23 protein-coding genes are annotated in these 24257 nt (G+C 60.8%); 10 read left to right on the forward strand and 13 right to left on the reverse strand.

The features are described from left to right. Window positions 1-25 precede the first annotated feature (25 nt). Window positions 26-1189, forward strand: coding sequence for a phosphoglycerate dehydrogenase (locus AAAV21_RS05040; RefSeq protein ID WP_349107893.1), 1164 nt, complete (start codon window positions 26-28; stop codon window positions 1187-1189). 347 nt (window positions 1190-1536) lie between these two features. Here AAAV21_RS05040 and AAAV21_RS05045 read toward each other — a convergent pair whose 3' ends face one another. Continuing rightward, the gene (locus tag AAAV21_RS05045) at window positions 1537-2517 is read right to left on the reverse strand and encodes a hypothetical protein (protein ID WP_349107895.1); all 981 of its coding nucleotides are present in this window, start codon (window positions 2515-2517) and stop codon (window positions 1537-1539) included. Window positions 2518-2740: 223 nt separating this feature from the next. Here AAAV21_RS05045 and AAAV21_RS05050 point away from each other — a divergent pair, with 223 nt between their 5' ends. Further along, complete coding sequence (locus AAAV21_RS05050; RefSeq protein WP_349107897.1) at window positions 2741-3961, forward strand: M20 family metallopeptidase; 1221 nt, start codon at window positions 2741-2743, stop codon at window positions 3959-3961. Between the two features lie 39 nt (window positions 3962-4000). Further along, window positions 4001-4684: a DUF1015 family protein gene (locus AAAV21_RS05055; protein ID WP_349107898.1), complete on the forward strand. Its 684-nt coding sequence runs from the start codon at window positions 4001-4003 to the stop codon at window positions 4682-4684. Window positions 4685-4813: 129 nt separating this feature from the next. Here AAAV21_RS05055 and AAAV21_RS05060 read toward each other — a convergent pair whose 3' ends face one another. The 3 genes from AAAV21_RS05060 to AAAV21_RS05070 all read right to left on the reverse strand — a co-directional run bounded on the left by AAAV21_RS05060 (window position 4814) and on the right by AAAV21_RS05070 (window position 6764). Beyond that, window positions 4814-5449 carry a histidine phosphatase family protein gene (locus tag AAAV21_RS05060; RefSeq protein ID WP_349107900.1) on the reverse strand — a complete coding sequence of 212 codons (636 nt, stop codon included), beginning with the start codon at window positions 5447-5449 and terminating at the stop codon, window positions 4814-4816. A gap of 17 nt (window positions 5450-5466) precedes the next feature. After that, window positions 5467-6009 (reverse strand): histidine phosphatase family protein, encoded by a 543-nt coding sequence (locus AAAV21_RS05065; RefSeq protein ID WP_349107902.1) that lies wholly within the window; start codon window positions 6007-6009, stop codon window positions 5467-5469. 83 nt (window positions 6010-6092) lie between these two features. After that, window positions 6093-6764, reverse strand: a complete 672-nt coding sequence (locus AAAV21_RS05070) for a nitroreductase family protein (RefSeq protein ID WP_349107905.1) — start codon at window positions 6762-6764, stop codon at window positions 6093-6095. Window positions 6765-7028: 264 nt separating this feature from the next. Here AAAV21_RS05070 and AAAV21_RS05075 point away from each other — a divergent pair, with 264 nt between their 5' ends. Together AAAV21_RS05075 and AAAV21_RS05080 are read left to right on the forward strand one after the other, a co-directional pair. Continuing rightward, entirely contained in the window at window positions 7029-7631 is a 603-nt protein-coding gene (locus AAAV21_RS05075; protein ID WP_349107907.1) for a DUF308 domain-containing protein, read from the forward strand. After that, window positions 7632-8114 carry a DUF188 domain-containing protein gene (locus tag AAAV21_RS05080; RefSeq protein ID WP_349107909.1) on the forward strand — a complete coding sequence of 161 codons (483 nt, stop codon included), beginning with the start codon at window positions 7632-7634 and terminating at the stop codon, window positions 8112-8114. Window positions 8115-8219: 105 nt separating this feature from the next. On the opposite strand, the gene AAAV21_RS05085 is transcribed toward AAAV21_RS05080, so the two are convergent. Then, window positions 8220-9314, reverse strand: coding sequence for a putative manganese transporter (locus AAAV21_RS05085; protein WP_349107911.1), 1095 nt, complete (start codon window positions 9312-9314; stop codon window positions 8220-8222). A 171-nt stretch (window positions 9315-9485) separates the two neighbouring features. Here AAAV21_RS05085 and AAAV21_RS05090 point away from each other — a divergent pair, with 171 nt between their 5' ends. The 5 genes from AAAV21_RS05090 (at window position 9486) to AAAV21_RS05110 (ending at window position 15115) form a co-directional block, all read left to right on the forward strand. Then, entirely contained in the window at window positions 9486-10454 is a 969-nt protein-coding gene (locus tag AAAV21_RS05090) for a 3'-5' exonuclease (RefSeq protein WP_349107913.1), read from the forward strand. 351 nt (window positions 10455-10805) lie between these two features. Next, entirely contained in the window at window positions 10806-11996 is a 1191-nt protein-coding gene (locus AAAV21_RS05095; protein WP_349107915.1) for a hypothetical protein, read from the forward strand. Between the two features lie 419 nt (window positions 11997-12415). Continuing rightward, window positions 12416-12781: a metalloregulator ArsR/SmtB family transcription factor gene (locus AAAV21_RS05100; protein WP_349107918.1), complete on the forward strand. Its 366-nt coding sequence runs from the start codon at window positions 12416-12418 to the stop codon at window positions 12779-12781. Window positions 12782-12844: 63 nt separating this feature from the next. Continuing rightward, window positions 12845-13063: a heavy metal-associated domain-containing protein gene (locus AAAV21_RS05105; protein WP_349107920.1), complete on the forward strand. Its 219-nt coding sequence runs from the start codon at window positions 12845-12847 to the stop codon at window positions 13061-13063. Window positions 13064-13162: 99 nt separating this feature from the next. Further along, window positions 13163-15115 (forward strand): heavy metal translocating P-type ATPase, encoded by a 1953-nt coding sequence (locus AAAV21_RS05110; protein ID WP_349107923.1) that lies wholly within the window; start codon window positions 13163-13165, stop codon window positions 15113-15115. Between the two features lie 307 nt (window positions 15116-15422). Here AAAV21_RS05110 and AAAV21_RS05115 read toward each other — a convergent pair whose 3' ends face one another. The 8 genes from AAAV21_RS05115 to AAAV21_RS05150 form a co-directional block, all read right to left on the reverse strand. Next, on the reverse strand, window positions 15423-15812 hold the full coding sequence (locus AAAV21_RS05115) for a metal-dependent transcriptional regulator (protein WP_349107925.1): 390 nt from the start codon (window positions 15810-15812) through the stop codon (window positions 15423-15425). 248 nt (window positions 15813-16060) lie between these two features. Continuing rightward, entirely contained in the window at window positions 16061-16831 is a 771-nt protein-coding gene (locus tag AAAV21_RS05120) for a Cof-type HAD-IIB family hydrolase (RefSeq protein ID WP_349107927.1), read from the reverse strand. A gap of 6 nt (window positions 16832-16837) precedes the next feature. Next, window positions 16838-18697 (reverse strand): ABC-F family ATP-binding cassette domain-containing protein, encoded by a 1860-nt coding sequence (locus tag AAAV21_RS05125; protein WP_349107928.1) that lies wholly within the window; start codon window positions 18695-18697, stop codon window positions 16838-16840. 163 nt (window positions 18698-18860) lie between these two features. Then, complete coding sequence (pstB, locus tag AAAV21_RS05130) at window positions 18861-19733, reverse strand: phosphate ABC transporter ATP-binding protein PstB (protein WP_349107931.1); 873 nt, start codon at window positions 19731-19733, stop codon at window positions 18861-18863. Continuing rightward, on the reverse strand, window positions 19730-20656 hold the full coding sequence (gene pstA / locus AAAV21_RS05135; protein ID WP_349107933.1) for a phosphate ABC transporter permease PstA: 927 nt from the start codon (window positions 20654-20656) through the stop codon (window positions 19730-19732). Before pstA ends, pstB begins: the two co-directional genes overlap by 4 nt. Continuing rightward, window positions 20649-21557 carry a phosphate ABC transporter permease subunit PstC gene (pstC, locus tag AAAV21_RS05140; protein WP_349107935.1) on the reverse strand — a complete coding sequence of 303 codons (909 nt, stop codon included), beginning with the start codon at window positions 21555-21557 and terminating at the stop codon, window positions 20649-20651. Before pstC ends, pstA begins: the two co-directional genes overlap by 8 nt. Window positions 21558-21582: 25 nt before the next feature. Next, a complete protein-coding gene (locus tag AAAV21_RS05145; protein ID WP_349107938.1) occupies window positions 21583-22521 on the reverse strand; it encodes a phosphate ABC transporter substrate-binding protein in 939 nt (312 codons plus the stop codon). 293 nt (window positions 22522-22814) lie between these two features. After that, complete coding sequence (locus tag AAAV21_RS05150; RefSeq protein WP_349107939.1) at window positions 22815-24251, reverse strand: M20 family metallopeptidase; 1437 nt, start codon at window positions 24249-24251, stop codon at window positions 22815-22817. Between the last annotated feature and the right edge of the window lie 6 nt (window positions 24252-24257).

Consider the following 24257-nt stretch of genomic DNA (forward strand, 5'->3'; position numbering starts at 1 on the left):
AACCAAACCTGCTAAGGAGTTTTCCATGCGCAAGATTAAGACCATCGACGACATCACCAAGGACGGCAAAGTCGAGTTTGGCGAGGGCTACGAGTTTGTGGGCACCGCCGAGGAGGCCGACGCCATCCTGATGCGTTCCACCGACCTGCACGGCTACGAGCTGCCCGAGGGCATCCGCGCTATCGCCCGCTGTGGCGCCGGCGTCAACAACATCCCCGTCGAGGAGTACGCCAAGAAGGGCGTCGTCGTCTTTAACTCCCCCGGCGCCAATAGCAATGCCGTCAAGGAGCTCGTCCTGGGCATGCTGGTGCTCTCGAGCCGCGGCGTAGTACAGTCGATGAACTGGGTGCGCGACAACGCCGACGACCCCGAGATTCAGGTCGATGCCGAAAAGGCCAAGAAGGCCTTTGTGGGCCGCGAGCTCAAGGGCAAGCGCATCGGCGTCATCGGTCTGGGCAACGTGGGCTCCAAGGTCGCCAACGCCTGTGTCGACCTGGGCATGGACGTTTACGGCTACGATCCGTTCATTTCCGTCGAGCACGCGTGGGTGCTGAGCCGCGAGGTGCAGCGCGTGGGCACGCTCGAGGATCTGTGCCGCGGCTGCGACTACCTCACCGTGCACGTGCCCAGCAAGGCCGATACCATCGGCATGATCAGCACCGAGCAGATCGACCTGCTGGCCCCGGACGCCGTGCTCATCAACTACGCGCGCGAGACCATCATTGACGAGGACGCCGTCGACGCCGCCCTGCGCGCGGGCAAGCTCAGCTGGTTTAGCTGCGACTTTGCCACGCCCAAGACCGTCAAGATGCCCAACACGTTTATCACCACGCATTCGGGCGCCGGCACCGGCGAGGCCGAGGCCAACTGCGCCGACATGGCCATCAGCGAGCTCAAGGATTACCTGGAAAACGGCAACATCGCGCACAGCGTCAACTACCCCGCCTGCAGCATGGGCAAGGCGCGCGCCGCAAGCCGCATTGCCTGCCTGCATGCCAACGTGCCCAACATGATCGGCCAGATCACGGCCATTCTCGCCAAGGACAACGCCAACGTGCAGCGCATGACCAACGAGTCCGCTGGCGAGAACGCCTACACTATGTTCGACACCGACGAGCACCTGGACAGCAGCACCATCGAGGCTCTCAAGCAGATTCCGTCGATGTATCGCGTGCGTGTGATCAAATAGCGCCGGTGCCAAGCCTGCCAGGCAGGCCATGAAGCCCATTCGGCCCCCGTTTTCACGAAACGGGGGCCGATTTTGTTGCTCCGGACGACTTTAAAATGATACCCAGAATAAGTTTTTTCAGATAATCGATAGTGAGGCTCAAGTCGCTAAGCACACCCGCTTTGATAAACAGCTTTATCAGGGACTTTAGTAGGTAAAAATCGATCTCTATGTGCCGAATGTAAGTTGACTGTCCATTTTCCGAAACAACTTATTCTAGATAGCATTTTTAAGGCCCCTCCAAGGCGAAATATAAGTCTTTTTGTGACCAAAACTCTAGTCCGCGCGACCGTTTTCCACCCGCGCGGCTACATTCCTGCCCAATCGATAAAAATCTCCTCACGAAGCCGCCGTTCGAGCTCCTGCTGTCGCGGCGTCTTGTCTTTCAGCGGCACATCGAGATAGGCCATGATGAGCTCCATCACCACGCGGAAGGCATCGGAGTCGGCCAGCTGACCATAGGTCATCAGAATGACGGGATATCCCATCGCTTGCAGCGCCGTCGTTCGATCGGAGTCCGAAATCTTGGATTCTATGGATCCGTGAATGGCTTTACCTTGGCATTCAACCAGACACTCTCTGCTGCCGTCCTTATTTGCCAGCAGGATATCGGCATAGCGCCTATCAAGCCCCGAAATCAGGCGGGCGCTGCGCGTCATACGAATCTCAACGTTATTGGTAAGGCTCAGCCCTTCGCCGCCGCGCAACCTCGTAAGGCCAAACAGCATCGAAGCCTGGACCTCGAGCGGCGATGCTGCCACCCCCGTAATGCATTTCGCGGCTCGTATGAACGATTTAGCGCCGCGGAGCCCCCGGACCTTATCGACGAACTCTGTAAGCTCAGAGAGCTCGATCAAGGGAGGTCGTTTCCACAAGTCCGTTGGATTCCCCGAGACATCCTTTACGTTTTCCCAGCCCGACCGTGCGTCACCCCACCGGCCCCCGTATGCCTGCTCAAGTGCCGACTTTACCTGAGGTGCAATCTTGCACACGGCAAAGGTGCCGCACATCTCATACATGCACATGATTAGACGCTCGTTTGAGACCGAGGAAGCCAGGGTCAGCAGGGTAAAGAGTGGGGACGCAACATCGAGGCCAAACTCCGTCTGCCGCACGGAATCAAACGGCCTCTCCCCGTTCCAAACATGCCTGACAATGCGATCGCCCTTACGTCCGCAGCTGCCCTGCGCCAACACGTGTAACGGGGTGCCCAGGAAATGCGTGACGAGCGGATGCTCACATAGGTGCTCCCTGCGCGGATCGTCCGCAGAATCGGGCAGGTCCGGCATTATCGCCAAAACCTGTGGAGGTATCCGGTGATACCGAAAGGCAGATATGTCGCACAGCATGTCGTCCATGAAGGGTACGTACCCGCTGCGTCGCTTGTGAACCCGCTCGGACGGCAAACGCGCTGGCTCGGCCTGCGAACGGTAAATACTGCCACGCCCACGTCGCGGATCTCTCAGGAGGCTTACAATCGGTTTGGAAAGCAAACTGATTGTGAGGTTGCATATGGTTGATGAGGACTTTGCCTGGCGGCTTGCGCAGGAGCTCGTGCGGATCGACAGCTCAGACCCGGGCGCGTATGAGGATGAAATTGAGCGGTATATCAAAGCGCTGGTTGAGGCTCAGCTGGAGCGGTTGAGTCATCCGGTGCTCCATGCCGTGCAGGTTGAGGAACTCGAGGTGCTCCCCGGACGCCGCAACCTTATGATTACCATACCGGGCGTGAGCGACGAGCCGCGGCTGGTCTATATCTGCCACATGGATACCGTCACCTTGGGCGACGGCTGGGATACAGGCATTCCGCCGCTCGGAGCAATCGTGCGTGACGATAAACTCTATGGCCGCGGTGCCTGCGATATGAAGGGTGGCCTGGCCTGCGCCATTGCCGCACTGGTCCATACGCTCGAGCGCGTGGCGGCGGATGGCGCGCTGCCACGCCGCGGCTTTTCGCTCATCTGCTCGGTCGACGAGGAAGACTTCATGCGCGGCTCAGAGGCCGCGATCGATGCCGGCTGGGTCGGCTCGCGCGAATGGGTGCTGGACACCGAGCCCACCGACGGGCAGATCCAGGTGGCGCACAAGGGTCGCACGTGGTTCGAGATCGAGATGGCCGGCGTCACGGCTCATGCAAGCCAGCCTTGGAAGGGCGCCGACGCCGTCGCCGCCATAGCCGAGGTCGTGTGCTCGCTTCGTCGCACGTTTGCGACGCTGCCTTTACATGAGGAGCTGGGGCCATCGACCATCACGTTTGGACAGATCGAGGGCGGCTACCGCCCCTATGTCGTGCCCGACCACGCTAAGGTCTGGGTCGATATGCGCCTGACCCCGCCGACCGATACGGCCGCCGCGACGCGCATGGTAGAGCAGGCCATTGTCGCCGCCGAAGCCGCGGTCCCAGGCTGCCATGGAAGCTATACCGTGACAGGCGACCGCCCCGCCATCGAGCGCGATCCGGCCTCTCCCCTTCTAGCTGCGCTCAAGTGCGCAGCAGACGATGTGACGGGCACGGACACGACCGTCGGCTTCTTTACCGGCTACACCGACACTGCCGTCATTGCCGGCAAGACGGGAAACCGCAACTGCATGAGCTATGGCCCCGGGTCGCTCGCGCTCGCGCACAAGCCCAACGAATATGTGCCCCACGCCGACATCGTTCGCTGCCAACAGGTGCTGATCGCGCTCGCCGACAATACACTCTGGGGCGCGGATAGCCAAGTTGGGGCATAATAAGCCGCGAACAAACCGACTCGCGCGTTAGGACCGCCCATGAAAGCACTTCCGTTTCCCTGCATCCGCCCGGCTCAGGACCGCGTGCTCGAGGCGCTGCCTGCAATGGGCAGCATCCTGAACGGCAACGATGCTCTGCGCGGAGCCATTGCCGATGGCCTGATGCTCAAGGATCCAGGCGCGGCGTATTACGTGTACGAGTGTTCGGGAGAGCTGGGACGCGTGACGGGCGTCGTGGCGATTTGCCCGACGAGTGTACTTGCGGGCGGCAAGGGCGATGCCAGCGCTGACGTGGCCGCCGCTGCGCACGCGATCGCCGAACTCAAAGTTCAGCCTCGTCCCGTGTCGCTCGCTTACGAGGCCTCGCCCGTCATGGATATCATTTTGAGCGCTGCCAAAGAGGGCGCATCGCTCTACGCCGTCACCGATCCCGCGGGCGTCACACATCGCGTGTGGGAGGTCAAGCGCGAGGACGCCGTTGCCGCCATCCGTGCCATGCTCGATCAGGCGCCCGACCCGGTGTTCGCCGGTGACTCCGCCTATGTCGCCGCACTGGCTGGGGCATCGCAGATTCTGGCCGACGAGGCCCGCGCTGCCGGCGCCTACTCTGGCAAAGAGCCGTTCAACTTTGCTGTAGCCGTGCTGTTCCCCGCCGCGCAGGTCAGCGGCAGCGCGCCGCAGGTTCCGACGGGTCTGCTCACTCACCAGGTCTCACGGTTCTAGCGAACTCAAACGCTAAGCTGGAAAACCCAGCATCCAAACAAACAAGGGGCGGAGATGCAGCAAACGCATGCACCTCCGCCCTTTTCGCATCAAACAATTACGCCGGTAAACCGGGCCGCAACGTCAGCGTTATCCACGCTGCGGACCTGCCGCCGCCACGAGCGGCTCTAGCCCCAGCTCGCGCGCGTAGTCTTCCTGCGTAAAGACTTCGACCAGTTCAAACGTATCGACCGCATCGTCAAACGCAAAATGCAGCACTGAGCAGTTGCCCGGCACGCGTTCGCGCTCGTCGGCCGCCGCGCCCCGCACGTGGTCCAAAAACTCCTTGATAGCTGAGCCATGACTTACCGCGAGCACGCACGTATGGTCCGGACGCTGCATAAGATCGGTCAGCGTCGCCACCATGCGCGTGCGCACCTGGATCTGGCCCTCGCCGCCAAACTGCCGATAGAAGTCGCGCCACGGGCGCTCGGGCATAAGCATCACGCGCTCGGCCTCAAAGTCGCCAAAGAACCACTCACGCAGGCCGTCCAGGCGCTCGTACGCCAAGCCCGGCCACAAGTTGGCGATAGTCTGCTCGGTGCGATGAAGCGTAGAGGTGTAGGCATGATCGGGCTCAATGCCGCGCGCACGTAAAAACATGCCGGCGCGCGCCGCCTGGTCGCAACCCAACCGCGTAAGCGGCGAGTCACTCCACCCCTGAATGATACGCTTAAGGTTGAATATCGTCTGTCCATGACGGACCAGATACAGATCTTTATTCATAGGGGTCCTTTCGTTCGTTACCAACCCAAGAGCGAAAACGCCCCGTCGCAATAGCCAAAATGAAGCACGGCACCGTTGTCGGGTAGCTCTCCCCCGCCAGTCACATACTCAAGAAACTCCTGGCAGGCTGAGCCGTGGGAAACCGCCAGCACGCAGTCGTGCTGCGGCCTGGCCATGATGCGGGACAGCGCCGCGACCATGCGCGACTGAAGCCGCACTTCCGACTCGCCGCCAAAGGCCACCGGATAATCGCCCCAGGGCTGCGGCGGCATCTCGCGATTTGATGTGCCCTCCAGCGAGCCAAAATGCCACTCACGCAGGTCATCGACCAGCTCAATGGAACGGCCCTCGCCAACGATAAGCTCGGCCGTATGCCGCGCCCGGCCCAACGGCGAGGAATACACATGATCAAAGGCCACGCCACGCGCCGCAAACGCCGTACGCGCCGTCAGCGCCTGCTCGCGCCCGCGCGCCGTAAGCGGCGAATCGCGCCAGCCCTGCAAAATGCTCTGCACATTGAGCTCAGTCTGCCCATGCCGCACCAAATACAGATCTGCCACACACCCTCCCCTCGTACCACCACAAAGGGGACAGGAGCCTTTGTGGTGATTTTGCCGCCGGATTGCACCGCAACGACGCACAACTACAGCAGCACGTCGGCAAGCGGACGCTTGGGTACGTGGTGCACCTGCGCCTCGTCGCGCCAATAATTGATGGAGCCGTCGGGGTTGGAATCGATCGCATCGATCACCTGCGTCTCGGCCGGAACGCCAAACGCCATGATCAGCTTGAGCTCATACTTGTCGTTATCGAACCCCATGGCATCGATCGCGTGGGGCGTAAAAGCCTTGAACATGCAGGCTGCCACCTCGGGCGTGGCGCTGCGGGCGGCGAGCATCATCGTCTGCGCGGCAATGCCCGTGTCGACCTCGGTAATGGGAGCGGCGGGCTTGCCCGGAACGGCGCGCTCGGCCAGAATCGCGATATAGCCGGTCGGGCGCTCGCCCTCGGCAGGACCCGGCCAATCCTTAAGTGCGCCTGCCCATGCGAGCTCGTCAAATACACGCGCGCAATCCTCGGCACCGCTCACCACGTGAAAACGCAGACGCTGAGCATTGGCGCCGCAGGGAGCCAGGCGCGCCAGTTCCGCCAGCTCGAGCAAAAACTCGCGCGGCACGCGCATGGACTCGTCAAAACGGCGGCACGTGCGGGCACGACGGACCAGCGCATCAAACGCTTCCAGACCGAGCTTTTCGCAACCTTGCTTTGCCATCGATTCGACACTCGACGGTGCCTCGGGAACTGCTTCGTTCATAGGGACCCCCAATACAAGCCAATTGTCCTTAGGAAAATCTAACCTAAAACGTAGGCAATTACACTCGACGGCATAATGTTCCACAGCTGTTGAATACTCCCCGTTAAAATGGGGACAAAAGTAACAATTCGGGAAGATGAGGCGGCAATTCGCCCTCCCCGTCCCACGCGCCGGCGCCCTTGGGCGATACTTGTTGCAGCAACTGCGGCATACGCCGCAAAAAAAACAACAATCACGGCAAACGCCGCACGGAAAGGAGACCTCATGGGCATCTTTAAGAACGATGGCCAGCAGTCGAACCTGTTTGGATTTGACGAGAAAAGCATGGCAGGCAAGGCAATCAAGGCCGTACGCTGGATCTACGCCATCACGGGTGTCATCGCGCTCATCGCCGGCATCGCGCTGCTGTTTGCGCCCGCCAAGTCCCTCATCTTCCTGACGACCGTCCTGGGCTTCTACTTTATTATCACGGCAGCCATTAGGCTGTTCACCGCCATTTTTGAGCCGCTGCTGCCCGCCGGCTGGCGCGTAACGAGCATCATCTCCAACCTGCTCATCATTCTGGGCGGCGTCATAATCCTGCGCAACCAGGCCTTCTCGACCGCGACGCTCACCACGCTTGTGGTGGTCGTCGCCGGCTTTGGCTGGATCGTCGAGGGCGTCATGTCGATTCTGGAATCCGAGCTTTCCGCCAACCGCGCCCTCGCCATCCTGAGCGGTGCGCTCTCCATCATCGCGGGCATGTTCGTGTTTATCTATCCGCTGTGGTCGGCCAAGATGCTCGTCATCTTTAGCGGTGCCGCGCTGCTAGTGTTTGGCGTGACGCTGATTGTTCGCGCTATTCAATTTGGCAAACTGGTGCACTAGATGCCAAGGACACTCTTTATTGATGCCGACGCCTGCCCGGTCACGCGCGAGTCGATCGACTGCGCGCGGAGGGCGGGCGTTGCCGTCGTTATCGCCGGCAACAGCACGCAGAACCTGGAACGCCACATTCGCCGCGACGATCCGCGCGACGCCGAGCATGCGCGTCGGGGCTTTTGGGTCACGACGCTCGATGTGAGTGTGGGAGCCGATAGCGCCGACTTTGCCATTATCGAGCGCCTGCAGGCTGGCGACGTAGTCGTGACACAGGACATAGGCCTGGCGAGCATGGTGCTCGGACGCGATGCCGCCGCCATCGGCGTGCGCGGGCGCGTCTACGATAAAGCGACCATCGACATGCAGCTGTTTATTCGCCATGAGGAAAAGAAGGTGCGCCGCGCCGGCGGACGCACCCGCGGTCCGGCAGCCTTCACCAGCGAAGACCGCGCCCGCTTTAAGCGCAACCTTGCCGAGCTGTTACGCTAAACAAGGTAGATTTTTGGGACATGCCTAAAATCTACCTTTTTGCTTTGTGTTCGAGAAATGCCCAGGTCATGATGGTAGATTTTAAGGCATGCCCCAAAAATCTACTTAGAGGCCAAAGGCAGAAAGGATAAGACCCCAGCCCGCGCCGATGACGTACATCATGATCAGGAACACGACGTTTTCGCGGGCGCTGCGGTTGGTGCGGAACAGCACCAGGTAGCCCACGCCGGCGGAGATAAGCGTGCCGGCGAGCATCGGTGCCAGCTGCAGCGCGCCTTCCAGATACAGCTGCGTGATGACGACGCTGGCCGAGCAGTTGGGAATCAGGCCGACAAGCGCCGAGCCCAAGACCGCAAGCGTCTCGTTACCGCGCAGGAACTGCTCGATTGCGGACTCGCCAAAGGTCTCGAGCACGGCGACCAGAATCAGCGTCACCAGGAAAATGAATACCGATACCTGTATGGTGTGCGAGATCGCACTGCGAATAATCGACAGAACGGGCGCACCCTCGTGAGAGTGGTCGTGGCTGTGGCCGTGGTGGTGCTCATGCTCGCCCGTGTGACCGTGATCATGGCTGTGTCCGTGGTCGCGCTCATGTTCATCTTCATCATCATCGCAACCGCAATGGTCGCGCTCGCATAACTCGTGGATGTGGTCGGCGCTCACGCCCGCCTCGGCCACCTCGTCGATGATGTCACCACCAGTGTGGTCGTCGTGCGCGCAGTTCACGTGGGCCGGGTTGGCCGCGGTTCCCAGCACGGTACGGCGAATCGCCGCATGCGCGCGAGCGTTACGACGCAGGCCGCGAGTGGCGGCGTCCACGATAAAGCCCGTGACCAGCGCGATCAGCGCTTTCGAAGCCAAAAGCATCGCCATAGTCTGCACGGGAACCTGCTCGGCAAGCAACAGTGGCAGCATCTCATCGGAGGTCGAGAGGAACACCGCCACCAACGTTCCCAGCGTCACCACACGGCCGGCGTACAGCGTTGCTGCCATGGCCGAAAATCCGCACTGCGGCACCATGCCCAACAACGAGCCAACCACGGGGCCGGCGGCGCCCGCGCGTTTGATGGCGCCGTTGACGCGGTCGCCCGCCACATGCTCCAGCGTCTCGAGGGCCAGATACGTCACCAACAAAAACGGCACCAGCGAGAGCGTGTCCTTACCGGCGTCGAGCAGAATATCAATCAGTAAATCCATGACGGATGGAACCTTTCGTGTCTTTCGGCAACATTGTAAAAGTCCTAGCGGTCAACTAGGGTATTGTAGTTGTCCCGGGCGCGGTGCCAATAGTTGCCCATGGTAAACTATCATCTCGCCACAACTCAGTAACCCCGAGCCGCACGACGCGGCCCGTCCAAGGAGCAGCCTATGAACGTTTCGCAAGCAATCGAATACGAACGCCAACCGTTTATCCCCATGTTTATCTATGGCGATCACGGCGCCATGGAGTCCGAGCGCCAGAAGGGCGAGGAGGCCCTTAAGGTGCTCGAAACCGAGTACTTTACCGCCGAGGGCGACCCCGGTTTCGACTTTGCCACCGTGCGCGACCTGGCTGACCGCAACCGCGACCTGTGCGACCAGATTGGCGAGGCACGCCTGCGCAACGTGACACCCGCGACGCTTTCGCGCGGCCTGTCCGATGCCGACACCTGCGCCGCCATCGGTAAGATGCAAAAGCGTACCGCCGCATCGGTCATGCGCGAGATCCGCGGCGACCGCGACGCGCTCGGCGTGGCCTACGCCCGCAAGCCCATCCAGGGCACCGTGCTCGGTATCGACATCGAGACCACCGGCCGTGCACCCGAGCGCGGCTATATCATCAACGTGGGCTGGGAGATCATGGATCTCACCAGCGACGCCGTGCCGCATGACGCCGAAGCACACTACTGCGGCCTGCCCGACATCTACCGCGGCGAGGATGTACCGCTATCGAACATCCATCACATCACCTGGGACGACATCGACGGCAAAAAGCCGTTCCGCGAGAACAAGGAGCTGCAGAAGCAGCTGCTCAAGCTCATGAAGAAGTACCCGTACATGGCACACAATGCCGCCTTCGAGGACAGCTGGTTCAAAATTCATCTGGACGGTTACGCCGAGGCACGCCGCGCAGGCAAGATCGTCGTCATCGACTCGCGCCAGATCTGCCGCAGCCTAGACGCCGACGTGCGCTCGCTCCCCCGCGAGTCCGCGCCCGCTGCGCTCGAGAACTGGGCGCGCCGCCGTGGCACCCTCGCCGCCGACGCCAACGAGCAGCACCTGGGCCTCGACGACACCGACCTCATGCTCCGTACCGTCCAGGCCGAGTTCAACCTCAAGAACCTGTTTGCGAAATAACAACGCCTGCGACAAACACTGCTTGCTCACGAGCGGCCTCGCGGCGGGAAACCCCGCAGCGGGGCCGCCCTACGTTCCATAGGCAGGCCCGCTCTTCACAAATTCTGAACCCTATTTATTTAACTATTTCGGCACTTTCCCGACACGTGATTTATGTTCGGATGGCGATACATCGATACCAAATGTGCAGCAATTGAGTATTTCTATGCTATAGCCAAGCTGCGAAAACATTTATTAAGGGCGCATCAACCCATAATCGCGTCAAGCTTTTGGACAGCATTTGGTTAGACCGCTAAAACGGCTTTCCCACTCAGCGCCATCAACACGGCATTAGCTGACACGATATATACCATGAGTATCGTATTGTCACATACCACTGCAAAAGCGGTCTACCAAGCCGCGCATTCGGTGTCTGCGAAAGACATCGAGTCCTGCAGCCCTGCCGCAATTTACGAATCATGCCCCAGCGGAGCACTCCTCGACGCAGCCGCAGAATGGCTTGCCAAACATGATGTTGCCCTCGACGCAAACGATTCCCTCGAGGTAATGGTGTTTGATCGCAGGAACGCGCGCTACGCGATGAACTGTCAATGCCACGTTTCGTCAAAGCGATTCTCAAACTCACGCTTTATAGAGCTCGGAAAAGGCGTCTTCGTTGTTGGCGTTGAGCTTTGTGCACTTCAGGCCGCCACCTATCTCCCTTTTCGCGAACTAGTGGAGTACTACTTTGAACTGTGCGGCGCTTATTCCCTAGAAACCGGCTCTTCCACCTCCTATACCGAGCGTTTCGCGCTTACCTCGACCGAGAGGCTAAAGCAGTTCTTTTATTCCATTACCAGATGCGACGGTTTGGCCCTTGCCCGAAAGGCGATCCAATGTGTGCGCGACGGATGCCGGTCTCCTATGGAAACGGCCTTTGTCATGATGCTAACGCTGCCCAAAAGCGAAGGAGGGCTTGGTATTAAGGGAATTGAGACCGATTACGAGGTGCAGGTCACCGCTGCCGCAAAGAATCTCACGAGACGCAATAAGTTCTTTATGGATGCATATCTGAAGAAATCTCGAACAGATATTGAATACAACGGTTTTTATCACGACGCGGAAGAAGACCGCGCCATCGACGAAGAACGCAAGAACGCACTTGCGTCCATGGGCTACGGAATCATCACCGTCAGCCGTTATTCCTTTATGCATGCCAGCTCTTTCGTTAGGGTCATGGAGGCAATCCAACGAAAAGAAGGTATACGCCCCTCGCGTCTGCCAAAAGACTTTCAAATCATGCAAGAGGACCTGAGACTGTTTGTGCTCAGAAGGTTTATTGAGGAAAAGAAACGAATCCAGGAGGAGCTTCGCCAGGATTCCGAAGAGCGTCAACGAATCGACCTCGAAAAAGCAATGCTCGAAGGCATCACATTGGACGATCCGACGATTAACGAGGCTCCGGCAATCGATGACATGCAGACTGCCGAACCCGACAGCCCATCACTCAACCAAACAAGCAGGTTCACGCCCGAGGGCAGGGTCTTCGGGGCCGGAAACTAGGCTGACTAACAAGGTGGGTACCCTAGCGACGTGCAAAATTGCGAGTATTCAGCAGGACCGGGTGTCCATCACCCTCGAGCGGATCCAAAAGTGAAGCGAAATCACTCTTGTGTGAGAACGTTAGGCAACATTTGAGGAAGAACTCATCGGTTTACCACCCTAAGATAACTCTTTAGCTGCATTATTAGGCCTGTGATAAATTAACAGACCCCCTATCATTGCAGAATACTCCAATTTTTGCACGGCGCAGGGGCACCCACCCCGGCATCACCTATCAAAACCGCTTAGTACGGGATCTCATCCGCTTTTCCTCATCATTTTGTACGACGGATTGCCTAAACGATATTGACATATGAACATGCGCTCATATACTCGGAAGTAAGTTATATGAGCGCATGTTCATATGAAAGGATATTGCAATGAGCGACCACGCAGATGAAACAAAGCCCGACATCGAGGCCACCGAGCCCGTGATCACCACCACCTGCTCGCCCGAGGACCTTCCCGACGAGGAGCTTCTCTACGACCTCGCCGACCTGTTTAAGGTTTTCAGCGACACCACGCGCATCAAGATCCTCTACGCCCTCATGGGCCGGGAGCTCTGCGTGGCTGACATCGCCGAGGCGACCGCGACCTCGCAGTCCGCGGTGTCGCACCAGCTGCGCACGCTCAAGCAGTCGCACCTGGTCAAGTTCCGCCGCGACGGCCGCAATATCCTCTACTCGCTCGCCGACGATCACGTCTACACCATGCTTAACCAGGGCATGAGCCATATCTGCGAATAGCAATCAACCACGGTATCAGCGCGGCCGGCACCCAGACCGCTAACACAGGGAAAGGAACCCACCATGAAAAAACAGTTCAAGCTCGACGAGATCGATTGCGCCAACTGCGCGCGTGAACTTCAGGACGAGCTGACTAAGCTCGATGGCGTCAAGTCCGTTTCGGTCAACTTTATGACCCAGAAGCTGACGCTCGAGGCGGACGACGCCGAGTTCGACGAGGTCCTAGACCGCGTCGTTGAGTTCACCGCCGACGCCGAGCCGGACTGCGAGATCATTCTCTAACCCGCGCATACGTTGACCTGTAAGGCCGCGCTTGCCGCGGCCTTTGCTCGCGAAATTATATGAGCAAGTGTTCATACACTCAAATGGGAGGTTTGAATCATGGCAGCCGCCGATCCCAAAAAGAAAAAGAAGAAGCGCAAGAAGAAAGAGTCCCTTGAGCATAAGCGCAACCGTATCCTGGTAGCGCTAGGCATTTTTGCGGTGGTGTACGCCCTCGACGAGCTCGGTACCCTTACCGCCGCATTCGGCACCCCGGGTGACATCTACGCCAGCTTCGTGCTGTTCCTGGTGCCGTTCCTAATTGCCGGCTACGACGTGCTCCAAAAGGCGTTCAACAACATCCGCCGCGGCAAGGCCTTCGATGAGAGCTTCCTCATGGCCGTCGCGACCATCGGCGCGTTTGCCATGGTGCTCTTCCCCGACACCGACCCGCACATGGCCGAAGGCGCCGCTGTCATGCTGTTCTACCAGGTCGGCGAGTTGTTCCAGGCATACGCCGTGGGCAAGAGCCGCAAGTCGATCAGTGCCATGATGGACATCGCGCCCGACTACGCTAACGTCGAGCAGCCCGACGGCACGCTCGAGCAAGTCTTCCCCGATGACATCGCCGTCGGCACCGTCATCGTCGTCAAGCCTGGCGAGCGCGTGCCCATCGACGGCATCATCGTCGAAGGCGAGACACAGCTCGATACCGCCGCCCTTACCGGCGAGCCAGTCCCCCGCCCCGCAAAGTCCGGCGACGATATCATCAGCGGCTGCATCAACATGACGGGCCTCATCCATGTGCGCACCACCAAGCCATTTGGCGAGTCCACCGTCGCGCGCGTCCTGGAGCTTGTGGAAAACGCCAGCGAGAAAAAGGCACGCACCGAGAACTTCATCACGCGCTTTGCCCGCGCCTACACCCCCGCCGTCACCGGCGCTGCCGCGGTGCTCGCGCTCGGTGGTGGCTTGGTCACCGGTGCCTGGTCCGACTGGATTCTGCGCGGTCTGACCTTCCTGGTCGTCAGCTGCCCGTGCGCCCTCGTGATCAGCGTACCGTTGAGCTTCTTTGGCGGCATCGGCGGCGCGTCCAAGCTGGGCGTCCTCATCAAGGGCTCCAACTACCTCGAGACGCTCGCCGATGTGGACACCGTCGTCTTCGACAAAACGGGCACCCTCACCAACGGCACGTTCTCGGTCGTCGCGGTGCACCCCGAGGCCGGCTATACCGAGCAGTCGTTGCTCGAAGTCGCCGCCCTTGCCGAGTCGTTCTCCGATCACCCTATCGCGCAGTCAGTGCGCGCCGCCTACCAGGGCGAGCTCGACCCCACGCGCGTGACGGATTCCGCTAATAACGCGGGCCACGGCGTGACGGCGACCATCGACGGCAAGCATGTCGTCGTCGGCAACGCCAAGATGCTCGCCACGGCCGGCGTTGAAGCGCCGGACTGTGAGGTTGTCGGCACGATCCTCCACGTGCTCGTGGACGGCGTGTATGCCGGCCACATCGTGATTGCCGACACCGTTAAGGCCGATGCCGAGCAGACGATCCGCGACCTGCACGCCGCTGGCATCAACCGTACCGTCATGCTCACAGGCGACCGCGAGGAAGTGGCTGCGTCCGTTGCCGAACAGTTGGGGCTCGACGAGTTCCACGCGCAGCTGCTGCCGGGCGACAAGGTCGAGCGTGTCGAGGCATTGCTGGCGGCCGAGTCGGGTAAAGGTAAGCTCGCCTTTGTGGGCGACGGCATCAACGATGCACCCGTGCTCACCCGTGCCGATGTGGGCATTGCCATGGGCGCCATGGGCTCGGACGCCGCGATCGAGGCCGCCGACGTGGTGCTGATGGACGACAAGCCGTCCAACATTTCCCGCGCGATCCGCGTGGCGCGCAAGACCATGTCAATTGTTTGGCAGAACATTATCTTTGCGCTGAGTATTAAGTTGCTGATCCTGGTGCTCGCGGCGCTCGGCATCGCCAATATGTGGCTTGCCGTCTTTGGCGACGTGGGCGTGGCAATCATCGCCATCCTGAACGCCATGCGCGCGATGGGTGTCAAGAACCTGTAGCGTCTGTGGTCCTTCCGGCCGGGACCGGGCTGCGGTGACGTTGCTGGTGGTTCTTGGGCATCGCTTGCTGGCGGGGTTCCTTGTCTGAGTTGGACTTAGTTGGTGGGGCCACTGATCCCGGTCGCTGTCCCGCGCCGTTCCGGCGCGGGAGGCGCGCCTCTTTGGGGACGCAGAGATAGCCCAGCTGTGGTGACGTCACGCACCGATTGCTGCACTTTGGACTGCGTCGGGCTCGTTATTGTCCGAGCCCCCTCTCCCCTTTTCGCTGGTTCGCGCTTTGCGCGAACTCCGCGCTACTGGGGACCTGTTAGGATTCCGTTGTTGAGTTCGACGTCTCTTCCCTGGCGAGCATCGACCTCAGCTTCTCGAAGCTCTCCTCGCTTAGGCAGTGCTCCATGTGGCAGCCCTCTTGCGAGGCAACCTCTGCCGAAACGCCTGCGTCCTCGAGCAACCGCACGAAAAAGCAGTGGCGCTCCCACATTTGACGGGCAACCTCAAGACCGCGTTCCGTCAGATGCACATCGCGTTTGCCCATCTCCACGTAGCCGTTGCTTTCCAGCGTCGCCATGGCTTTAGAGACGCTTGCCTTGGTTACGCCCAGGTATTCGGCAACGTCAATCGAGCGAACGGTGCTCTGGCGCTCCGAGAGCACATAGATAGATTCGAGATAGTCTTCTCCGGATTCACGCAGGGCCATGGGCCGCCTTTCGCGATGGCTTCTAGTTAGCCTTTGGATACTTTTGTTTGATTTACTTTACCGCAAAAGTTGCCCATGTCTTACTAGATGCTTAAAAAGTTAGCCATGTTTCACAAAACATAGTCATTGGGGACGTTCTTAAACGACTAGTCGTCGGAGGCAGTCTTTACCGACTCGCCGGTCGGGTTGGCGAGGAGTGTCCCCGACTGCCGGCAGGAAAGGAACGTCCCTAAGTGCCGAGTCCGCAGCTACACGAGACCGAAGTGCTTTGCGGCGTTGTAGATTCCGTCGTCGTCCACGATGGTCGTTACGTAGGTTGCCGCTGCCTTCACGGTGTCCTGCGCATTGCCCATGGCCACGCTCGTGCCCACGGCCGCAAACATCGACAGATCGTTCTCGCCGTCGCCAAAGGCGATTGCCTCACTCGCATCGATGCCCAGGCGCTCGAGCGTCGCCGCCACGCCTAGGTCCTTGCCGCCGTTGACGGGGATAATGTCGCAGAACAGGTCGCACCAGCGCGTGGTTGTCGAATGCGACAGGACGTCGGTCACCATACCCTGGTCAGCCGGGTCCACAAAGGCGCAGAACTGATAGACCGGCGCATCAAAAGCGTGCTCGAAAGGCTCCTCGTGATACGAGATTCCGGCATTGTCGGCAGCAGCCACCACGCGCTCGGACAGGCGGTTCACAAACGAGTTCTCGCCCTGCATACACAGCGAGTCATAGCGCCCCTGCGCCACCTGGTCCACAATCGCCGCGACGTCGTCCGAATCGATCGGGCAGCTGCGGTAAACGCCCTTGGCATCAAAACAGTGCTGACCCGAAAGTGTGATGTACGCATCCCAACCAAGATCGAACAGCCAATCGGGCATCTGATAGGTCGGGCGACCCGTGGCGATCACGCACGCAATCCCCTGCTCATGAAGGCTGTCGAGCACCTGCTGTGTCGAAGCCGGAATCCGGTGCGTCTTAAAGCTCAGCAGCGTGCCGTCGATATCGAAAAATGCGGCCTTGATCATCCTCGCCTACTCCTCGCCCTCGAGCTTCTCGCTCGCCTCGAGCCACGCCATCTCCAGCTCGTCCATGGCGGCGTGGGCCTCGTCGATCTTTGCCTGCTGCTCGCCGAGCGCCGTGTAGTTGGTGGGATCAACCTGGGCCATGGCGGCCTCGGCCTCCTCCACGCGAGCGCGCTGCGTTTCCATCTTGCGCTCGAGCGAGCTCACCTCACGACGGAGCTTTTGGCGCTCGGCATTGGAAAGGCCGTTGGGCTGACCGCTCGACTTGGGCTTTTCGGCCGCAGCTGCCGCGGCACCGGTGTCGAACGTACCGGTCTTGGCGCTCGGTGCACCCACGGGCTCGCCCTCGGCGGTGGCGTTGCACAGGCGCAGGTACTGGTCGACGCCGCCGGGCATATGCGTCAGGTGGCCGTCGAGCAGCGCCCACTGCTGGTCGGTCACGCGCTCCATCAAAAAGCGGTCGTGCGTAACCAGAATCAGCGTGCCGGGCCAGCCGTCCAGCAAGTCCTCGACAATCGCCAGCATGTCGGTATCCAGGTCGTTGCCGGGCTCGTCCAGGATGAGCACGTTGGGCTCGTCCAGGATCGTCAGCAGCAGCGACAGGCGACGGCGCTGGCCGCCCGAGAGATCGCCGATGCGGCTCCAGAGCTGCTGGGTCGTAAAGCCCAGGCGCTCGCAAAGCTTCTCGGGCGAAGTCTCCTTGCCGTCGATGACGTAGTACTTCTTATAGTTGCTGAGCACCTCGCGGATCGTGTCGCCCATGTAGGGCTCGAGCTCCTCGAGCTGCTGCGACAGCATGCCAAAGCGCACCGTCTGGCCGATCTTCACGCGGCCGCGGGTAGGCTCAATCTTGCCCCGGATTACGTCGAGCAGCGTCGACTTGCCGGCGCCGTTCTCGCCCAAAAGACCATAGCGGTCGCCCGCACCAATGAGCCAGGTCACGTCGGAGAGCACCTGCTTGGGCGCGCCATCGGTATCCGCATAGCCGGCATCCACGTCGACCACATCGATAACCTGCTTGCCCAGGCGGCTCACGGCTAGGCGCTTGAGCTCCAGCTCGTCACGCACGGGCGGCACGTCGGCGATGAGCTCGCGAGCGGCATCCACACGAAACTTGGGTTTGGTGGAACGCGCCTGGGCGCCACGGCTCAGCCACGCGAGCTCCTTGCGCGCCATGTTGCGAAGGCGCTCCTCGGTAACGGCGGCCATGCGGTCGCGCTCCACGCGCTGCAGGATATATGCGGAGTAACCGCCCTCGAAGGGATCGACCTGGCCGTCGTGGACCTCCCACATGCTGGTGCAGACCTCGTCCAAGAACCAGCGGTCGTGCGTGACCACGAGCATCGCGCCCTGGCCGCGCTGCCAGCGGGCCTTTAAGTGACGCGCGAGCCAGTTGATGGTGCGCATGTCCAGGTGGTTGGTGGGCTCGTCGAGCATGAGCACGTCGTAGTCGCCGATCAGCAGGCGCGCGAGGTCCACGCGACGGCGCTGACCGCCCGAAAGCTCACCCACCGTGCCCTCCCAGGGCACATCGCTGATGAGGCCGGCGAGGATCTGACGCGTGCGGGGGCTCGACGCCCACTCATACTCGGGCGTGTCGCCCACAACGGCATGATGCACGGTGTCGGTATCGACCAGGTTGTCCTTTTGGCCGAGCAGACCGATCGTGGTGCCGCGGCGATGCGTCACGCGTCCGTCGTCGGGTTCCAGCGTGCCGGCGAGCACGCTCAGCAGCGTCGACTTGCCGTCGCCGTTTTTACCGACAATACCAATGCGGTCGCCCTCGCCCACGCCGAGCGTCACGCTATCGAAAATATGCTTGGTGGGAAACTCTAGGCTGATGGAATCGCATCCCAAAAGAATCGCCATATGCCCTGCTCCTTCGTAGAAATTCAACGTTGTCCATGATAGCAGCGAAAAGGCGGGGCGCACACGACACAAAAAGGCGGGCCATCTCCCGCAAGAGATGACCCGCCTCTCCAATCAGTCCCGCGGCAACCATGGCCGCCGCGGGCCTCAAGCATGTCCCGGACTAGGAGAACATGCCGGTGAGGTAATCATTCAGCCGCTTATCCTTGGGCCGTTGGAAAATCTCGTCGGTCTCGTCGTACTCGACCATATCGCCCATGTAGAAGAACGCCGTGCGGTTGGACACACGCGACGCCTGCTCCATGTTGTGCGTCACGATGACGATGGCGCGGTCGGCCACGATCGACGACATCAGGTCCTCGATCGCCAGCGTCGAGATGGGGTCGAGCGCCGAGCAGGGCTCGTCAAACAAGATCACGTCGGGGTTGAGCGCCAGCGTGCGCGCGATGCACAGACGCTGCTGCTGGCCGCCCGAAAGCGCGTAGGCACTCTTGTCGAGCTTATCCTTGACCTCGTCCCACAGCGCCGCGCCGCGCAGACTCTCCTCGACCATGCGATCGAGCTCGTCGCGGTCAGTAATGCCGTGGCGCTTGGGCGCAAACGTGATGTTGTCGCGAATGGACTTGCGAAACGGATTGGGCTGCTGAAACACCATGCCGATGGAGCGGCGCAGCTCGTACGTGTTCTCACGGCGCGTGTTGATGTTGCGCCCGCGGTAGTTAATCTCGCCCTCCACGCGGCAGCCGCGAATCTCGCGATTCATAAGGTTGAGGCTGCGCAAAAAGGTCGACTTGCCGCAGCCAGAAGGCCCGATGAGCGCCGTGATCTCGCCCTTGTGAAAGTCGAGCGATGTGTCGTGCAGCGCATGGTGGTCGCCATAGTACACGTTGACGCCCTTGGTGGAGAGCACGACCTCGTCGCTCACGGCCTTGCCGCTCACGCGCACGCGCTTCTCACTCTCCCCCACACTCCACAGAAAGTCCTGGGTCTCAGACGTGGCCGCCTCGGTTTCGGGCGTTGCATTCATCTCGCTCATTCGGCCGTCATCTTCCTTGCCAGTTGCTTGCCCACGATACGGGCGACTACGTTAAACAGCAGCACGCAAATCATCAGCAGTGCCGCGGTGCCCCAAACGATCTGCTGAGCCTCGGGGCTGCCCTCGCCATAGATCTTGTAGATGTGCACGGCAAGCGACTCACCGGGGCGGAACACATTCCAGGCGCAAGTGGGACTCGACAGGTTAAAGCTCAAGAAGTTCAGGCGAACCGGCGAGCTCATACCCGAGGTAAAGAGCAGTGCCGCGGCCTCGCCAAACACGCGGCCGGCCGAAAGCACGATACCGGTCACGATGGCGGGCATGGCCTCGGGAATCAGGATGTGCAGCGTAGCCTCCCAGCGAGTAAGACCCATGGCCAGGCATGCATCGCGCTGGGCCTGCGGCACGTCCTCGAGCGCCTGCTGGATCACGCGCACCAGGATGGGGATGTTGAACATGGTGAGCGCGACGGCGCCGGAGATGATGGAGTACTTCCAGCCCAGCTGCACCGAGAACACCAAAAAGCCGAACATGCCCACGACGATGGAGGGCAGCGAGGACAGCGTCTCGATGGCGGTGGAGGCAATGTCGCGGATGGGCCCATCGGGCGCGTACTCAACCAAAAAGACCGCGCCGCCCAGGCTGATGGGCACCGAGATACCTAAGGTGATCAGCAGCAGGTAGAACGAGTCGAACAGCTGGTAGAGCACGCCGCCCTGGGTTCCGTTGGCGCGCGACGGCTGCGTGAGAAAGCCCGGTTGGAACAGCGTCGAGATGCCCTCGAACAGGATGTAGGCCACCATGGAGACGACAATGAGCATGACGATGGCGACGATTGCCGTCAACACGCCCGTGGCGATGCGGTCCTGCTTTTGGACACGCCCGAGTCTCGCCTCGTCGATGTGGATGCGCGTGCTAGCCACGAGCCTTCGCCCCCTTGCGGCCGATAAGGTGGATGATCAGGATAAAGATGAGACTCATGCCCATCAGCAGCAGGCCGAGCGCCCACAAGACGTCGTCCTGGGCCGAGCCCTCGGCATAGACCGCCATGGACGTGGTGAGCGTGGTGGTAATGGTCGAGGCTGGCGACAGTAGCGATGCCGGCATGGCCTCGATGCCGCCGATAACCATGCGCACGGCGAGCGTTTCGCCAAAGGCGCGGGTCATGCCAAGGATGACTGCGGTCATGAGCGACGGCATGGCGGACTTGAGCACCACGTGCCAGATGGTCTGCCAGCGGGTGTAGCCCAGCGCGAGCGAGCCCTGACGGTAACTGTCGGGCACGGCGCGCAGTCCATCGACCGAAAGTGTGGTCATCGTCGGCAGAATCATGACGGCCAGCACGATGGCGCCGGGCAAGATGCCCAGGCCCGTGCTCACGTGGAAAACGCTCTTCATAAGGCCGACGACCACGTGAAAGCCGATCAGGCCAAAGACGACCGAGGGAATACCGGTCAAAAGCTCAATAAGCGGCTGAAAGACCTTGGAGCCAAATTTGGGCTGGATCTCGACCGCAAAGATGGCAGAGCCGATGGCGACGGGCAGCGCGATGAGCGTGGAGAGTACCATGACCGCAAACGAGGTGACGATCAGGGGCAGGGCGCCGGCATAGGGCAGGCCATTTTCGGCCGTGTTGGCCAGGTCCCACTTGGTGCCGGTGAAGAACTCGACGACCGAAACGCCATCCTTAACAAAAGCCGAGAGGCCCTTTTGGGCGACCATAAAGATGAGCGCGGCAACGACAAGCGTCACGAGCGCTACGCACGCGCCCGTGACGCCCAGGCCCACGTTCTCGAGGTCGCGCTTTGGCAGCTGTTTTGCCATTGCAAACCTTTCCGGGGGCGATTGCTTATTTAGCGGAGACCTTGCCGCTGGCGTCCTTGACGACCTTCATGGCAGAGACGGGGATAAAGCCCTGCTCCTCGACGAGCTTGCCCTGGACGTCGTCGGAAAGCATGAACTTCAGGAAGGCCTTGGTGGCCTCGTCGGCGTCCTTCGCGCAGTACATGTGCTCGGTAGCCCAGATCTTGAAGGAGTCGTCGGTGACGTTCTTGCTCTTGGGCTCGACGCCCTCAACCTTGACGGCGTTGAACTTGGAGTCATCGAAGTGCGAGAAGTCGAGGTAGGAGATAGCGTTGTCGGTGCTGCCCATCTGAGTCTGGACGTCGCCGGACTTGTCGAGCTCGGCGTCGCCCTTAAAGTCGACCGTCTCGTCGCCAAAGACGGCGGCTTCGAAGGTGGCGCGGGTGCCAGAGCCGGCCTTGCGGTTGAGGACGACGATGGTGGCGTCGTCGCCGCCGACCTCCTTCCAGTTGGTAATCTGGCCAGAGAAGATGCCCTTGAGCTGCTCGAGGGACAGGTCGTCGACCTTGACGTTCTTGGAGACGACGGGGCCCATGCCCACGACGGCGACCTCGTGGTCGACGAGGTTCTTGACCTGGTCAGCCTCGAGCTTGGTCTCGGCAAAGACGTCGGAGTTGCCGATGGTGACGGTGCCGGCGGCGACAGCGGTCAGGCCCTTGCCCGAACCGTTACCCGAGCCGGAGACGGAGACGTCGGGGTTGGCATCCATAAACTTCTCGGCAGCAGCCTCGACGAGAGCCTGGAACGAAGAGGCGCCGTCGTAGGTCACCTCGCCGGAAACAGACTCGGCAGCAGCGGCGCTACCCTTGTCGGCGGCATCGGTTGCATTGGAGCCACCGCAGCCAACGAGGCCGAGACCGACGATGCTGGCAAGACCACCAGCGAGGCCGAGGAACTGACGACGAGAATAAGCCTGATCGAGCATGATCTTCCTTTCATACATACGAATCGCGGGCACCCTGCCCGCTTTGCTGAAAGGAACGATACGATCCCGATCGGGCGACGACCGCCTTATCTGCGGTTTCTTACGGTCATTTGATAGACCCTTACCGCAAGCGCGGCAGGGCTTTACAAACGAATAACAATCCCGCCGCCAAGCATGGCGCGCCTTTTACACCAATAAAAACAAAGTTGCGGTGAAATAGTTCCTGCTTGGCCATCAAATGGCCCATTCTAGGAACTATTCCACCGCAACTTAGATTGGGAAACCGCGAAACCTTAAAACTCTAATTCATTCAAACGGAGGATCGCAACAATATAGATCTTGAGCGCCTGCTTGAGCTGTTCCTCGTTGGCGCACTCGTTGGGGCCGTGCATCTGGCCGCCCCACGCGGGCAGCTCCAGACCGGTCTCCTCGGGGCCAAACGACACGGCGCGGGCAAAGTTGCGCGCGTACGTGCCGCCGCCCATGGCAAAGGGCTCAGCATGCTTGCCCGTAAACTCGTTATAGGTATCGACAAGCGCCTTCACGGCCGGGTCGTCAGCAGAGACCGAGAACGGCACCTTCGCGCGGCCCACGCGGCACGTCACGCCAAAACGGCCCACGAGCGGCTCAAGCTGCTCGCAGATGGTATCTGCGCTCGTGCTGTCGGGGAAGCGCACGTCGATGATCTGTTCGATGTGACCATCCGCCACACGGATGACGCCGGGGTTGCAGGTAAGCGGGCCAAACGCCGGGCTCGTCGCATCGATGCCCAGGCCGCGGCCATAGGTGTCCGCATGCACAAAAGCCAGGAACTTGACAAACTCGTGCTCGGCAGGCGTCAGCAGGCGCTCGTCACGCGCACCAAACGTGTCCTCGGCCTCGCGCAGATACGCCACAATCAGGCCGACAGCATTGATCGTTCCCTCGGGCATCGAAGCATGGCCACCAATGCCGCGAGCGAATATCTGGGCATGACCATTGTCGAGCGCCGTGATCTCCAAGCGATCGGCATTCTCGACCGGGGCAGGCAGCTCATCGGCGGCAATCGCGAGCTCGCAGATAGACTGCGACGGAATGGCGTTGCTCGCCTCGGCACCGCTCCAGGACACAATGCGCCCGCCGTCAATCTTGGGGCTCACAAACGTCGCCCCAAACTGACCCTTCTCGGCATTGCAGACCGGGAACTCGGCATCGGGCGTAAACAGAAAGTCGGGGTTCGCGTAGTTCTCCAGATAATGGTGAACGTCGGACATGCCCACTTCCTCATCGCAGCCCAGCAGCGCGCGGAAGGTGTAGCGCGGCACAATGCCGTGCTTGAGCAGGTACGCGCCGGCGTAGAGCGACAACACCGCCGGACCCTTGTCGTCGATCACGCCACGGCCGAGCAGCCAGCCCTCGCGACGCCCCATCGCAAACGGGTCGGTGTTCCAGCCGGGGCCTGCGGGCACCACGTCCACGTGGCAGATGGTCGCGATCTGCTTGTCGCCGCGGCCCGGGATATCGGCAATGCCCACGTAACCCTCGTCGTCGCTTGTCTGATAGCCGAGCTTCTGCGCGATGCCGAGCGCGCAATCGAGCGCGTCGCGGACCGGACGGCCAAACGGCGCGCCGGGCTCCGCATTGGCGGAAACCGCCACGGACGGATAGCTCACCAACCGCTCGATATCGGCGACGACACCTTCCCAGACCTCGTCGACGTACTCGGCAACGCTCTGCTCCACCTGATTCATGGACGA

It is taken from the genome of Collinsella sp. CLA-AA-H302 (genome assembly GCF_040093305.1).
In the GTDB taxonomy this organism is placed as follows: domain Bacteria; phylum Actinomycetota; class Coriobacteriia; order Coriobacteriales; family Coriobacteriaceae; genus Collinsella.